Source organism: Mycobacterium sp. NPDC048908, assembly GCF_043197955.1.
Classification (GTDB): Bacteria; Actinomycetota; Actinomycetes; order Mycobacteriales; family Mycobacteriaceae; genus Mycobacterium.
This window is the reverse complement of record NZ_JBICUE010000007.1, coordinates 42,592-56,422: the sequence shown is the minus strand read 5'-3', so window position 1 is coordinate 56,422 and position 13,831 is coordinate 42,592. Positions and strand designations below refer to the sequence as shown.

Genomic DNA, 13,831 nt, shown 5'->3' with positions numbered 1-13,831 from the left:
CGAGGCTATCCGTGTCGAGGAGCGGATCAGGCAGGCGGCGGCACCGGCGGCGGCGGTGCTGCCGCAGGATCGGCGGGCGGCGCGATCGCGGCATCGGCGGGCGGCGCGACGTCGGGCGCGGGCACCTCGTCGTCCCTGACGCCGTGGAGCCGGTCCCTGATCCGGCTGAGGATGCCCGGGCGTTGCTCGGGCGCCGCCGGAACGGGCGAGGGAAACTGCTCCGGTGGCAGTGGCGTGTCGGCGGCCGGGTCAGCAGGCACAGCTTCGACGGGCGGCGCGTCGGACAGGGGTGCCGCTTCCTCAGGAAGGCTGACCGGTGCCTCGCTGTACACGGGCGGAGGGGCCTCCGGTGGCGGCGCGGGCAGCGCCTCGACGACCGGCGACGGCGGGGCGACCACCGGCACCTGGTAGTGGGTGGCGGCTGTGGGCGTCTCGGCGGTGACCTTGGCCGCCGGCCGCGGTTCCGGCGTCGCCCCGTCTTTCTTGGGGACCAGCTGCAGGCTGACCGCGACCGACGCGGAAACCGTGAACGTCAGCACCCCGGCCACCAGCAGGGCCAGAGGACCTGTCTGGCTGAGCTGCCGACCGCGCGGCTGCACAGCGGCCTGCTCACCGAAGTGATGGGCATCGTCGATCAGGCTGAGGTCGACGTTCTGGGCCGATGCCAGCGCAGCGCCCCGCGCGAGCGCGAGTTGGGCTTCCGCCGGCGCGAACACCGGAACCGACAGTGCCTCCTCGAGCACTGGCATCAACTCGTCGTCGCCGCCAGAGCCGACCATGACCAGGGCTTCCGGTCGCCAGTCGGCCCGGGTGAACAGGGTGCTCAGCCATCGGATCAGATCGTCCTCGCTGACGATCCTGCGGTTGACCGATGTCTGCACCGCACCGTCACGCAGATGCACGATCAGCGCGATCACGGTGTCGGGTTCGAGGACACACACCGCCGTGGTGCCGTACCCGATGACCTCGGCGATGCCGCGCGCCAACGCTTCGGTGGCCTCGGGCATCCTGACGGGCACGACATTGTCGAACCCGGAGTCGGTCAGCGACTTCAACAGCAGTGAAGCCTCGGCGTTGGCGTCGTCGCTCCAGGTCACGCCGATCGAGTGCAGACGATGGCCGTGAGTGGCCGCGATCGCTTCACTTCGCCGCACCGCGGCCGCCGCCTGCCGGGAGGTCTGCACGGCGTCGCACCGGCCCCGGAAACCCACCTCGAATGCATTGCGGTCCATCGTGGCGCCGTCGGCGTCCTGCCCTTCGACGAGGACGAGGCCGACGGCGGACGGCGTTACCGATAAGCCGAGTACGGCGTCCACTCACACCCCTTCGGACGTCCACCTGTCGGGGTGACACTACCTGCACCCGGCGCCATCGGCTCATCGAGGCCGCGTGCCGATCCTGAACGGAAAAGTCGAAATATGCTGTGCCCCACGAACGTCCTGCGCATCCGAGCGTGTTGCCTTTGCCGATGAATCGCTTGACGCGATCCGCCACATGGCATCGGCGGGCGTGGCATCGTGCCGGACATGGCAGCAGTAGAACAGACGGAGGGCCGACCCACCGAACGCACGCTGTTCGGGCATCCGGTAGGCCTGGCCAACCTCTTCGGGGTCGAGTTGTGGGAGCGCTTCTCGTTCTACGGGATGCTCACCATTCTCGGTTATTACCTCTATTACTCGGCCACCGACGGTGGCCTGGAACTGCCGAAGGCGACGGCGACCGGCATCGTCGGCGCCTACGGCGGGTTGGTGTATCTGTCCACCGTGCTCGGCGGCTGGATCGCCGACCGGTTGCTCGGCATGGAACGCACGGTGTTCTACGGCGGCGTGGTGGTGATGTGCGGCCACATCGCGCTCGCGATCGTGCCGGACCTGGCGGGGGTGGCTGCCGGGCTTGTGCTTGTCGCGCTCGGCTCCGGCGCGCTGAAGGCCAATGCCTCGTCATTGCTCGGCACCCTCTACGAGAAGGGCGATGCCCGTTGCGACGGTGGCTTCACTCTTTTCTATCTGGGCATCAATCTCGGTGCATTCATCGGCCCACTGATCACCGGCCTCCTGCAGACCCGTGCCGGATTCCATTACGGATTCGGTGCCGCGGCGGTCGGCATGGCGCTGGGGCTGGCGCAGTACGTGGTGTTCCGCCGGAATCTCGGTACCCACGGCCGGACGGTACCGAACCCATTGCCCCGCAGTGCTATTGGCCGGTTTGTGGGAGCGGCGGTGGCCGTCGTCGCCGTCATCGCGGTGGCTTTCCTGACGGGCTTGGTCAAGCTGGCCAACCTGTCGCAAGTCACCACGGGCGTCATAGTCGTGGCGTCGGTGGCGTATTTCGCCGTGATGCTGACGAGTTCGAAGGTCGCGGCGATCGAGCGGACACGGGTCCGTGCATTCATTCCGCTGTTCATCGCCAACGCGGTGTTCTGGTCGCTGTTCCAGCAGATCTTCACGGTGCTCGCGGTGTACTCCGATGAGCGGATGAATTGGTCCATCTTCGGCTGGACGGCGCCGTCGAACTGGATCGGCTCCATCGAACCCGTGTGGATCATCGCGCTCTCACCGCTTTTCGCGCTCATGTGGACGCGACTGGGCAATCGGGCACCGACCACACCCCGCAAGTTCGCCTACGGCGTGATCGGGATGGGCCTGGCCTTCCTGATGTTCCTGCCGATGGCTGGCACGACGGGCAAGGCGGTGCCCGCCCTACTCGTGGTCGGCATCATGGCGGTGTTCGCCATCTCCGAGTTGCTGCTGTCACCGATCGGGCTGTCGGTGACCACAAAGCTTGCCCCCGAGGCGTTTCGCGCTCAGATGATGGCGTTGTACTTCTTCTCGGTGGGCCTCGGCACCTCGATGTCAGGAGTATTGGCACGCTACTACGATCCGGCCCGTGAATTCGCCTACTTCGGAATCATCGGAGCTGTCGCCATCTTCGTCGGTGTGGTGGTGTTCTTGATCGCACCGTGGATCAGCCGGCTGATGGAGGGCGTGCACTAGCGCCGCGTGGCAAGCGTGACCTCGCCGAAACCGTAATCACCGATCGCAGGAGTCAGCATGGATCCGGAATCGGGTCGACGTAGGAGGCTGACCGATGTCGGTGGTTGCACCTATTGACGCGATGGACATCGGTGATGTGCCGCGGTCCGATGACGTCGAGCATGGCGTGGTGGCGGTGCGCAACTACGGTTTCGCCCACTCGCAGGCCGCATGCTCGTGCGGATGGACCGGCAGGCGCCGTTACCTGAAGGCGGCGGCCGAACAGGACGCATGGCTGCACTCACTGCACCGGAGGTGTGATATCGCTGTCCCGCTGGTGATTCCGGTTACCGCCGCCTGAATCAACCTGCCAGGATCTGCTGCAGCATCGGCGGCTCGACGTTGCCGCCGGACAGGATGAACACGGTGCGACCCGGCGGCGTCGCGCCCTTCCGGTAGGCAGCCAACGCCACCGCACCGCTCGGCTCGGCCACCAGATGTGCACGGTATGCCAATTCACGAACCGCGTCGCGAATCTCGTTCTCTGACACCGTGATCAGGTCATCGAGCACCTTCTGCAGGTGCGCGAACGTCAATTCCGACGGTTGCGACCGCAGGCCATCGGCGATAGTCCGGTTCCTGTCCTCGATCGACCAATCCACCCGGCGGCCAAGGCGGAGAGACTCGGCCGTGTCGGCTGCCAGCTCCGGTTCCACGCCGATCACGCGGGCGTCAGGGCACAACGCCTTGATCGCGGTGCCGATGCCTGACGCCAATCCGCCACCACTGACCGGGATCAGCACGTTGTCCACCGCAGGCAGGTCCTCGGCGATCTCGAGGCCGATGGTGCCCTGCCCCGCGATGACATCAGGGTGGTCGAACGGGGGCACCAGTACCCCACCGGTCTGCTGCAGGACGTCTGCGGCCACCTTCTCGCGCTGGCCCGCGCCGCACAACACCACCTCGGCGCCGTAACCGCGCGTGGCCGACACCTTGATGGTGGGAGTCTCCTCCGGCATCACGATGTGCGCGGGCACACCGTAGACCGCGGCCGCATAGGCCACTGCCTGGGCGTGGTTACCGCTGGAATACGCGACCACGCCGCGGGTGCGCACGGATTCGTCAAGGTGCCCGATCGCGTTGAACGCGCCGCGCACCTTGAACGCGCCGACCGATTGCAGGTTCTCCGGCTTGATCCACAGTGGCCGGTCGTCGTCGGCCCAGCCCGCCGGGACCAACGGTGTGCGCAGTATGTAGGGGCGCACCAGTTCCGCGGCGGCGCGAATGTCGTCGATGCTTACCAGCTGCACCTGTCCAGTCTGCCCGACCGGGCACTCACCTGCGGGTCGCGGTGAAGCTGCGGCTGTCGGCCGACGCCGCATCGACGTCGAAGCCTCGTCCCGCCAACAGCCGACGGAAGAACTCGGCGCTGACCTTTGCAGGCAACCGCACGCCGTATTCGCGCGAGTACACCCTGTCCTGCGGCAGTACGATCCCCTGCGGGCCGCCGGGCGGCGGCGTGAACTCGATGGTGGTGCCGTCGGCCGTCACCGTCGAATACTCGTACTCCAGCAACGGTGCCCAGCGCTCGCCGCTCCGCACCGACACCGCACCGTCGGGATGGACCTGGAACTGCATGCCGCGCTTGAAGAATGGGATCAGGTTGAAGAACAACAGCAGTAGCCCGGGGATGAGCAAGATGAACAACGCATACGCGTGCGTCTTCTCCAGTTCGGCGTCATAGGTCGGGGCGATCATCTCGGCGACCCAGCCCTCGACGAAGACTGCGATGTCGGTGAGCACCTCCGACACCGTCGCGCGTCCGGTGGACACGTCGTAGATCGCGGCCATCGAACCCGCGACCCCGCCGAGGGTGACGATCGCGCCGAACAGAACCAGCCCCCAACTGGTTCGGGAGACGAACCCACCGAGCAGATGACTGGGATCGCGCAGTTCATACTTCGGCCCGCCGAGGGGCTTCGCCATGCACCAGACGGAGATGCCGATTGCGGCGAGCAACGCCAGCCACTCCAGCGGCGAGAAGGACGCCGTCTGCGAGTTGTAGACCGCGAGCCCGAGGAACGTCAGCCAGGCAATCCAGCGCAGCGCCCGCTGCCACCACGTGATTCGCCGCTCGGAGGTGTCGTCCGGCCTCTGGCTCGCCCCCCGCCCGCCGCTGTTCGAGGTTGGTCCCTGCCACCGTTCCGTCCCTTTCACGCGAAGATCCTAACCGTGCTCACCGCCGCAGATACCGTCTGCAGCAAACTAGGGAGGTGCCGGCATTAGGGTGAAGCGGTGAACGCGTACTCCTTCCCGGTCGTGCCCCGGTTCGCGGAGATCGATCAGCAGGGTGTGGTCTTCAACGGTCATTACCTCACCTGGTTCGACGAGGCGTGCACCGGATTTCTCGACCATGTCGGCGTCACCTATCCGGACCTGATCGACACCGGTCACGACATACAGGTCGTGCACAGTGACATCGACTATCTGGCGGGGGTCCGCTGGCGCGATTCGGTGCGGGTCGCGGTGCAATGTGAACGCGTCGGCACCACCAGTTTCACGCTCGGGTTCACCGTGTTGCGGCGTGCCGGCGGCACCGAGGAGCACACCGCCGTTCAAGGACGCAATGTGTATGTCGTTGTGTCGACGGACGACTGGGCCAAACGGCCGGTCCCCGACCAACTGCGCGAGGCGTTGGCCGGGCCGTCGCGGCTATGAGGGGCTACGGTCTTTGCATGGGCCACGATCATGATCACCAACGCGATCTTCCGCCCGGCATGGCCGAGCAACTCGAGTTGGCCTACGCCGGAATGGTGTCGTTCGGGCATCGGCCGTTCCTGACCGAGGTCGGCCAGTTGGAGTCGTGGCGACCCGACGTCGCGATCGTCGGAGCCCCATTCGACATCTCCACCACCAACCGGCCCGGTGCCCGGTTCGGTCCCAGGGCGATCCGCGCGACCGCCTACGAACCCGGCACCTACCACCTCGACCTCGGGCTGGAGATCTTCGACTGGCTCGAAGTCGTCGACTTCGGTGACGCGTACTGTCCGCACGGCCAGACAGAGGTGTCGCACAACAACATCCGTGAGCGCGTGCACGCGGTGGCGTCGCGCGGAGTCGTCCCCGTCATTCTCGGCGGCGACCATTCGATCACCTGGCCTGCCGCGACGGCGGTGGCCGACGTGCATGGGTACGGCAACGTCGGGATTGTGCATTTCGACGCCCACGCCGACACTGCCGACGAGATCGAAGGCAATCTGGCCAGCCACGGCACCCCGATGCGCAGGCTGATCGAATCAGGCGCCGTTCCGGGCACCCACTTCGTCCAGGTCGGCCTGCGCGGGTACTGGCCGCCGCAGGACACCTTCGAGTGGATGCTCGAGCAGGGCATGACGTGGCACACCATGCAGGAGATCTGGGATCGCGGATTCAAGGACGTGATGCGCGACGCGGTGAGTGAGGCGCTCGCGAAGGCCGACAAGCTCTACGTCTCGGTGGACATCGACGTCCTCGATCCGGCGCATGCCCCGGGCACCGGCACCCCGGAGCCCGGCGGTATCACCAGCGCCGACCTGCTGCGGATGGTGCGCCAACTCTGCTACGAGCATGATGTCGCCGGTGTCGACGTGGTCGAGGTGGCGCCCGCCTACGACCACGCGGAACTGACGGTCAACGCCGCGCACCGCGTCGTGTTCGAGGCGCTCGCGGGCATGGCCGCCCGCCGCCGTGACGCCGCTTTGGCGAAGCCGGGGCCCCCGGCAAGGTAAATGCGCTTGCTGCAAGGTATTTAGCCGGCCGTGCGGCCGGTGTCCCGCAATGCATTCATCGGACAGGAATGGCTGTTAGCGTGCGCTTGTGGACCTGCTAGATCGGCTTCGCCTCGATGTTCCGGTCGCGCAGGCCGGAATGGGCGGAGGGCTCGCGGGACCCGAGTTGGCTGCCTCGGTCGCCGCCGCCGGCGGGCTGGGAACCCTGGGCCTGCTGCCACCTTCGGCGTTGCTCACCGCGATTCGCCACGTCCGAGACGCGATCCCGGACCGCTCGGTGGCCGTCAACCTGTTGATGCCGTTTGTCCGCCGCCGCCACGTCGAGGTCTGTGTTCAATCGCGAATCGACGTGGCGGTGATCGCGTTCGGGATGGACCGCAATCTCGTGCAACGACTCTCCGAACAGGGGGTGTTCGTGTTCGTGATGGTCGGCACCGAAGAGCAGGCCCGACGGGCATGCGTCTGCGGTGCCAGCGGTCTGATCGCGCAGGGCGGCGAGGCCGGCGGCCATCTGTCGGGCACGACGCGGGCGCTGGAATTCCTGCCGCGCGCGCTGGCAATCGCCCGCGGCAGGCCGGTGCTGCTGGCAGGCGGCATAGCGACCGGCGACGATACCCGGGCCGCGTTGGCTGCCGGGGCCGCCGGGGTGGTGGCGGGCACGAGGTTCCTGCTGACCGAGGAGTCTCGCGCGCATCCGATGTACCAAAGCCGAATTCTCAATGCCGACAGAACGATTCGGACGACTTTGTTCGGACTGGGCTGGCCGCTGGCGCACCGGGTGGTGGCGAACGCGGCGACCGAGCGGTGGTGTCGTGACGACGGGAGCGCCAAGCTGTTGCCGCGCATGATCAATGCGGGCAGCGGAGTGCTCGCCAGGCTTCCCGACCGGGCGGTGGGGTCGGTTCTGCGAATGCAGACCAGGGCACTGCCGATGTTCTCCCCCGTCACTCCGACCGTCGACATGCCGGACTCGGCCGTTGATCACACGGCGCTGTACGCGGGCGAAAGTGTGCTGAGGATGACATCCGTCATATCCGCGCGGAAGGCAGTGACTGCGCTGCGTCCCAAGTGAACAATGACGGTATGAACGGAGTCTTGTTCTTCGACGGGGCCTGCGGCATGTGTACGCGGTCGGTGAACTTCCTTGTCGAGCACGACAGGACCGGCGATCTGCGGACCGAGCCCCTGCAAAGCCCGGACGCAGCCGAGCGGCTGCGAATCCCTGGCGACAAGTTGCTGGACGCGATGCGGTGGCTGGACGACTCCGGCGCGGTCTTCAGCGGCGCCGAGGCGTGGGCGGCGGCCTGGTCGGTCGCGCTGGGGACGCGGCTGCCACTGCTGATCTACCGCACGCCCGGTATTCGCTTTGTTCAGGACGCGGTGTACCGGTGGGTCGCCAGCCACCGATACCGCTTCCGTGGCACCACGCCGTACTGCGAGTCGCATCCCGTTGCTTGCTGACGGCACAGAAAGGGTTGTCCGCCACCCAATTCCGGTGATCAGACCCACCACTGCCGACGATCTTGAGGCGATCGGCGCCATCTATGCCCACTATGTGCAGGCGGGTGTCGCGACGTTCGAGCTCGTGGCACCGGACGCGGCGGAATGGCGGCACCGGTTCACGGCCGTGACAGAAGCAGGCCTGCCGTTCCTCACGGCGATGCTCGACGGGAGGGTGGCCGGCTACGCCTATTGCGGGCCGTGGAAGACGCGGCCCGCCTACCGGCGCACCGTGGAGGACTCCATCTACGTCGCGCCGGACGCGGCAGGGCAAGGGGTCGGCGGCCGACTGCTCGACGCGCTGCTCGAGCACTGCGCGGCAGCGGGCGTTCGCGAGGTCATCGCGGTGATCGTCGACGCCGGGGGCGCGGCGTCTCTGGCGCTGCACCGCAATCGCGGATTCGTCGACGCCGGACGCCTCACTCGGGTGGGGTTCAAGCACGGTCGATGGTTGGACACCGTGTTGCTTCAGCGAAGTCTGCGGTGATCCCCGTCAGCTGAGTTGATCGGTCACCTCCCGCCAGACGGGGTTGTCGTTGCGATGATCACCGGTGTTGCGGCACTCGCCGTAGAGCTTCATGGTGGCGAAGCTGTCGTCGTTGACGCTGCGATAGAAGATCGCGGTGACGCCCCCTTTGGTCATCTTCTGGCCGAAGTGCTCGTCCGTCGAAGCGGCGCGCGTCCAGCCGTGTGTGGCCAGTGACGCGCCGACGTCGCGCAGGTACTTCACCGAATTGCTTTGCGGCAGAGAGAAATTCAGATAGGCCATGGCCTGGTACGGCGGCTCCGTCTCGTTCATGCACGAGACGAACGCGTAGCCGCCCGTCACGTCTTCCAGATCGGCGACGCCGACGATCTGCTTGGCTGAGTCGAGCACCTGCCGGGCGGCCTGGGCGTCGGTCATCGGCTCGCCCTTGACCTTGACGGTGCCGTCATCGCGGCCGGTGAGCCACAGCAGACCGGCCGCCACCGCGAGCACCGCCGCGAGTGCTGACAGCACCAGCACCGCGGAACGCGACGAACCCAGCCGACTGCTCATCGAGGCCTCGACTGCGAATCTACGCCCGCGATCCCGCTGATCAACCGGTCGCAGACGACGTCCATCTCCCTGCGCGCCTGGTCCGGCTCCGACGCGCGGGAGACGAACAGCGCCGCCTCGTCCAACGCTCCGAGCAGCACGTGGGCGGTCGGCCGCAGCGGCTGTTCCGGAATGGCGCCTTCGGCGACCGCCTGCGCCAACATGCCCTCGATCACCCCGAGGCCGTACTTCTGCCCCACTGCGCGCCACCGCTCCCAGCCCAGCACCGCGGGCGCGTCGATCAGGACGATGCGCTGGACGTCGGGCGCCGAGCAGCGGTCCAGAAACAGCCGGGCGCCTAACCGCATGGCGGCCAACGGGTCAGCCGGTTGGTCCTGCGCGATCTGCCTCGCGATGTCGGTAACCAGATCGCGTTCGACATCCTCATAGACCGCCGCGAACAACGCCGCCTTGTCGTCGAACTGGTGATAGAGCGCGCCGCGTGTCACGCCGGCGGCGGCGACGATGGCCTGGGTAGACACGTCGGCAAAGCCCCTGTCGGCGAACAACTTTCGTGCAGCCTCGATCAGTAGCGCGCGCGTGGCGGCGGTGCGCTCGGCCTGGGTGCGCCTGGTCGGGGTATCGGCGCCCGCTTCGTCGTTGACTTTCATACAGACTGCACGTAACTTCCATACTAAGTGTTTGTAAGTTTGATCGAAAGGATAGCGAAGATGCCGCAGGTCGCGTTGGACCAGGCAACGATTGACTATCGCGTGTTGGGCCCACAGGACTCGCCGCATCCGCCGGTGTTGTTCGTGCACGGCATCCTCGTCGACAGCCGGCTGTGGGACCCGGTGGCGGAGGCGTTGGCGCGGCGGGGCTTCCGCTGTTACCTGCCGAACTGGCCGCTCGGCTCGCACACCATTCCGGTCACCGATCCTGGCGCGCTGTCGCCGCGGGGGGTGGCCGCGATTATCCACGATTTCATCGGGGCGCTGGGCCTTTCGGACGTCACGCTCGTCGGCAACGACACCGGCGGCGGGCTGTGCCAACTGGTCGTGGACGCCTACCCGGATCCGATTGGCAGGATGGTGCTGACCAACTGCGACGCGTTCGACAAGTTTCCGCCGTTCCCGTTCACGCTGGTGTTCGCGATGTTGCGGGGGCCCGTCTCGATCAAGCTGCTGTTCGAGCAGATGCGGATCAAGGCCCTGCGGCACTCACCGCTGGGGTTCGGCCTGCTGCTCCGCCCCGACCCCCAGCTCACCGCGTCGTGGCTGGAGCCCGCCCGCACCGACGTCCGCATCCGACGTGATCTGGCCGCGCTGCTGCGCTCCGTCGCCAAGACCGACCTGGTCGACGTTTCGACCCGGCTTGGGCGGTTCACCAAGCCGGTGACGATCGTCTGGGGTCAGCGCGACCGCGCCTTCACACCGGCCCTCGGACGGCGGTTGGCCGCACTGTTCCCAAACGGTGCGCTGATCGAGGTGCCCGATGCCAGGACATTCGTCTCGCTCGACGCGCCGGGGGCGGTCGCCGACGCGATCGCGAAGGTGGGCGCGACCGCGTGATCAGCCCTTGGTCAGCGTGTACTGGCAGATGTCGGTGTAGCCGTCGCGGAACAACTCGGCGCATCCGGTCAAGTACTTCATGTACCGGTCGTAGACCTCTTGGGACTGGAGCTTGATCGCATCGTCTTTGCGCGCCTGCAGCTTGTCGGCCCAGATTTCCAGCGTGCGCGCATAGTGTTCGCGCAGGCGCTGGGCGCGGGTCAATTCGAAGCCGGCCTTCTGCGCCTGCTCCACGACGACGTTGAATTTGGGCAGGTCTCCGCCCGGGAAGATCTCGTCCATGATGAACTTCGAGAACCGAAGCAGCTTCATGGTCAGCGGCAGACCGCTTTCGACGAACTCCTCGTCGGTGGGCTTGATGATGGTGTGCAGAAGCATCACGCCGTCGTCGGGCAGCAGTTGGAAGGCCTTCTTGAAGAAGTCGTCATAGCGGTCGCGGCCGAAGTGTTCGAACGCCCCGATCGACACGATCCGGTCGACGGGCTCCTCGAACTGCTCCCAGCCGGCCAGCAGCACCTTCTTGTTCCGCGGGCTCTTGGACGCGGCGAACACCTTTTCGACGTGCGCCTTCTGATTTTCGCTGAGGGTGAGACCGATGACGTTGACGTCGTAGCGCTCCAGCGCACGGTTCAACGTCGCACCCCACCCGCACCCGATGTCCAGCAAAGTCATCCCGGGTTGCAGGCCGAGCTTGCCGAGGGATAGGTCGATCTTGGCGATCTGGGCTTCCTCGAGCGTCATGCCGTCGCGCTCGAAGTACGCACAACTGTAGGTCTGCGTCGGATCCAGGAACAGCCGGAAGAACTGATCGGACAGGTCGTAATGCGCCTGCACGTCCTCGAAGTGCGGCTTCAAATTCTGTGTGTCGCTCGTGGTGTCTGGCAAGGTCAGCCTTTGGCTTTGTAATTGGTGTGGACCGGGCTCCACGCGTTTCGAGAGCCACACCCCCGTCGTGAGGGCAGTGTACGCACAATCGATGTGAAGAGCTTTCAGCGCCCGCGCCACGTCGACATCGTTGACAATGTCAAGAAATTAGTTGACGATGTCAACTATGCCTGAGGTGGTCGACGACGTCCGTGGCTTCAACCGCTTCTACACCAAGGTGTTGGGGTTGCTGCAGCCCGACCTGGCCGGCTCGGCTTTCGGGTTGACCGAGGCCAGGGTGCTGTTCGAACTGGCGCATCGCGGTGACGTCGCGGTTGCCGACCTCCGCGGCGATCTGGGTCTCGACCCCGGCTACCTCAGCCGCATCCTGTCGAACTTCACATCGGCGGGCCTGGTGTTGCGCGAGAAGTCGGCGGTCGACGCGCGCCGCCAGATGGTGCGCCTGACCGATGACGGCAGGCGTGCATTCGAGGAGTTGGACACGTTGCAGGCGGGTGCGATCGCAACGATGCTGGCGCCCCTCGACGACGGCCAGCGCGCGGATCTGGTCACCGCGATGGGGCGGATCCGCCGGGCGCTGGGCGACGAACCACGCCGCGGCGGGCTGGTCCTTCGCGGGCCCGCACCGGGCGACCTCGGCTGGGTGGTCGACCGGCACGGCTACCGGTACGCGACCGAGTACGGGTGGGACGCGACGTTCGAGGCGCTGGTGGCCCGGATCGTCGCCGACTTCGCCGAGCGCAGCGACGCCAAAGGGGAAGCGGCGTGGATCGCCGAGCTGGACGGCGAGCGGGTCGGCTGCGTGTTCTGCACCAAGAATCCCGATGAACCAGGCGCCGCGCAGTTGCGGCTGCTGATCGTCGAGCCCTCGGCGCGCGGTACTGGCGTCGGCAGCCGACTCGTCGACGAATGTCTGCGATTCGCTCGACGGGCAGGTTATCGCCGAATCACCTTGTGGACCAACGATGTTCTGGTGGCCGCGCGCCGGATCTACCAGCGGGCCGGCTTCCAGTGCGACCGTCGCGAGCCGCATCACAGCTTCGGGCGCGACCTCGTCGGTGAGTACTGGTCCCGCGACCTGTGACCGGTCAGGCAGCAGGCGCAGCGCCGAGGACCCGCTGGATGTCCGGCTTCATGGCCTGCAGCTGACCACCCCAGTAGCCCCAGCTGTGTGTGCCGTTGGGCGGGAAGTTGAAGACGCCGTTACTGCCACCGGCCCGCGTGTAGGCCGCTTGGAAATCCTTGTTGGTGCGGATGGTCAGGCCCTCCAGGAACTGCGCGGGAATCTGCGCATTGCCAAGGCCCGCATCCAAATCCGTGGGATTGCCGTTGCCGCTGTACACCCAGATCCGGGTCCCGTTGGAGACCAGGCGGCCGATCTGCAGCATCGGGTCGTTGCGCTGCCATGCCGGTCCGCCGTATGGGCCCCACATGTCGAGCGCGTTGAACCCGCCTGCGTCGCCCATCGCGATACCGACCAGCACCGGCCACAGTCCCCTCGACAGATTCAAGAAGCCCGACAGTGCACCGGCATAGACGAACTGCCCGGGGTGGTAGGCGGCCAGGATCAGCGCCGCACTGCCCGACATGGACAGGCCGACAACAGCATTGCCGGTCGCGCTGATGCCCTTGTTGGCGGCCAGCCAGCCGGGCAGTTCGGAGGTCAGGAACGTTTCCCACTTGTAGGTCTGCGTGGTCCCGTTGCCGACCGCGGGCCGGTACCAGTCGGTGTAGAAGCTGGACATGCCGCCGACGGGTGCCACGACCGACAGTCCAGAGCCGTCGAACCAACTGAACGCGCCGGTCTCGATGTCCCAGCCGTTGCGGTCGTCGCGGGCGCGAAGGCCGTCGAGAAGGTAGACGGCCTTGGGACCGCCGCCCTGGAATTGCACAGTGATGTCGCGACCCATCGAGGGGGACGGAACGTTGAGTACCTCGACCGCGGCGCTAGCCGGCGCCGTGCCCCCGATGAAGCCGACCAGCACTGGTAGCAACGCTGCCACGAAGAACGCCGCCGACAGTCGGCGGATCCATTTGCCTGGTGCCTGGTGATTGCCTGGTGTCTGGTGAGAGATGTTCATGGTCCTACTTCGGTCGTCCCGACACCGGGTTAATCGC

General features: G+C 66.6%; 16 protein-coding genes. 9 read left to right on the top strand and 7 right to left on the bottom strand.

Features of this window, described 5'->3' with window-relative positions; translation table 11 throughout:
• Window positions 1-26: 26 nt before the first annotated feature.
• The gene (locus ACGFK1_RS19350; protein WP_393432585.1) at window positions 27-1,316 is read right to left on the bottom strand and encodes a hypothetical protein; all 1,290 of its coding nucleotides are present in this window, start codon (window positions 1,314-1,316) and stop codon (window positions 27-29) included.
• Window positions 1,317-1,526: 210 nt separating this feature from the next.
• Here ACGFK1_RS19350 and ACGFK1_RS19345 point away from each other — a divergent pair, with 210 nt between their 5' ends.
• Window positions 1,527-2,993 (top strand): peptide MFS transporter, encoded by a 1,467-nt coding sequence (locus ACGFK1_RS19345; RefSeq protein WP_393432583.1) that lies wholly within the window; start codon window positions 1,527-1,529, stop codon window positions 2,991-2,993.
• 94 nt (window positions 2,994-3,087) lie between these two features.
• Window positions 3,088-3,333, top strand: a complete 246-nt coding sequence (locus tag ACGFK1_RS19340; protein WP_393432580.1) for a hypothetical protein — start codon at window positions 3,088-3,090, stop codon at window positions 3,331-3,333.
• A 1-nt stretch (window position 3,334) separates the two neighbouring features.
• Here ACGFK1_RS19340 and ACGFK1_RS19335 read toward each other — a convergent pair whose 3' ends face one another.
• Both ACGFK1_RS19335 and ACGFK1_RS19330 read right to left on the bottom strand, forming a co-directional pair.
• Window positions 3,335-4,282, bottom strand: coding sequence for a threonine/serine dehydratase (locus tag ACGFK1_RS19335; RefSeq protein ID WP_393432577.1), 948 nt, complete (start codon window positions 4,280-4,282; stop codon window positions 3,335-3,337).
• Between the two features lie 25 nt (window positions 4,283-4,307).
• A complete protein-coding gene (locus ACGFK1_RS19330) occupies window positions 4,308-5,189 on the bottom strand; it encodes a hypothetical protein (protein WP_393432574.1) in 882 nt (293 codons plus the stop codon).
• Between the two features lie 78 nt (window positions 5,190-5,267).
• Here ACGFK1_RS19330 and ACGFK1_RS19325 point away from each other — a divergent pair, with 78 nt between their 5' ends.
• The 5 genes from ACGFK1_RS19325 to ACGFK1_RS19305 all read left to right on the top strand — a co-directional run bounded on the left by ACGFK1_RS19325 (window position 5,268) and on the right by ACGFK1_RS19305 (window position 8,726).
• Complete coding sequence (locus ACGFK1_RS19325; RefSeq protein ID WP_393432571.1) at window positions 5,268-5,690, top strand: acyl-CoA thioesterase; 423 nt, start codon at window positions 5,268-5,270, stop codon at window positions 5,688-5,690.
• Between the two features lie 17 nt (window positions 5,691-5,707).
• Complete coding sequence (gene speB, locus ACGFK1_RS19320) at window positions 5,708-6,739, top strand: agmatinase (protein ID WP_393432568.1); 1,032 nt, start codon at window positions 5,708-5,710, stop codon at window positions 6,737-6,739.
• 88 nt (window positions 6,740-6,827) lie between these two features.
• On the top strand, window positions 6,828-7,811 hold the full coding sequence (locus tag ACGFK1_RS19315; RefSeq protein WP_393432565.1) for an NAD(P)H-dependent flavin oxidoreductase: 984 nt from the start codon (window positions 6,828-6,830) through the stop codon (window positions 7,809-7,811).
• Between the two features lie 11 nt (window positions 7,812-7,822).
• Entirely contained in the window at window positions 7,823-8,200 is a 378-nt protein-coding gene (locus ACGFK1_RS19310) for a thiol-disulfide oxidoreductase DCC family protein (protein WP_393432562.1), read from the top strand.
• Between the two features lie 34 nt (window positions 8,201-8,234).
• Window positions 8,235-8,726, top strand: coding sequence for a GNAT family N-acetyltransferase (locus tag ACGFK1_RS19305; protein ID WP_393432559.1), 492 nt, complete (start codon window positions 8,235-8,237; stop codon window positions 8,724-8,726).
• Window positions 8,727-8,732: 6 nt separating this feature from the next.
• Here ACGFK1_RS19305 and ACGFK1_RS19300 read toward each other — a convergent pair whose 3' ends face one another.
• Both ACGFK1_RS19300 and ACGFK1_RS19295 read right to left on the bottom strand, forming a co-directional pair.
• A complete protein-coding gene (locus ACGFK1_RS19300) occupies window positions 8,733-9,278 on the bottom strand; it encodes a hypothetical protein (protein WP_393432556.1) in 546 nt (181 codons plus the stop codon).
• Window positions 9,275-9,928 (bottom strand): TetR/AcrR family transcriptional regulator, encoded by a 654-nt coding sequence (locus ACGFK1_RS19295; protein WP_393432553.1) that lies wholly within the window; start codon window positions 9,926-9,928, stop codon window positions 9,275-9,277. The genes ACGFK1_RS19300 and ACGFK1_RS19295 overlap by 4 nt, the downstream gene beginning before the upstream one ends.
• 60 nt (window positions 9,929-9,988) lie before the next feature.
• Between ACGFK1_RS19295 and ACGFK1_RS19290 the strand changes: the two genes are divergently transcribed.
• Complete coding sequence (locus ACGFK1_RS19290; RefSeq protein ID WP_393432550.1) at window positions 9,989-10,828, top strand: alpha/beta fold hydrolase; 840 nt, start codon at window positions 9,989-9,991, stop codon at window positions 10,826-10,828.
• On the opposite strand, the gene ACGFK1_RS19285 is transcribed toward ACGFK1_RS19290, so the two are convergent.
• Window positions 10,829-11,713 carry a cyclopropane mycolic acid synthase family methyltransferase gene (locus ACGFK1_RS19285; RefSeq protein WP_393432546.1) on the bottom strand — a complete coding sequence of 295 codons (885 nt, stop codon included), beginning with the start codon at window positions 11,711-11,713 and terminating at the stop codon, window positions 10,829-10,831.
• 166 nt (window positions 11,714-11,879) lie between these two features.
• Here ACGFK1_RS19285 and ACGFK1_RS19280 point away from each other — a divergent pair, with 166 nt between their 5' ends.
• A complete protein-coding gene (locus tag ACGFK1_RS19280; protein WP_393432543.1) occupies window positions 11,880-12,797 on the top strand; it encodes a GNAT family N-acetyltransferase in 918 nt (305 codons plus the stop codon).
• A 4-nt stretch (window positions 12,798-12,801) separates the two neighbouring features.
• On the opposite strand, the gene ACGFK1_RS19275 is transcribed toward ACGFK1_RS19280, so the two are convergent.
• Entirely contained in the window at window positions 12,802-13,794 is a 993-nt protein-coding gene (locus ACGFK1_RS19275; RefSeq protein WP_393432540.1) for an esterase family protein, read from the bottom strand.
• Window positions 13,795-13,831: the final 37 nt, after the last annotated feature.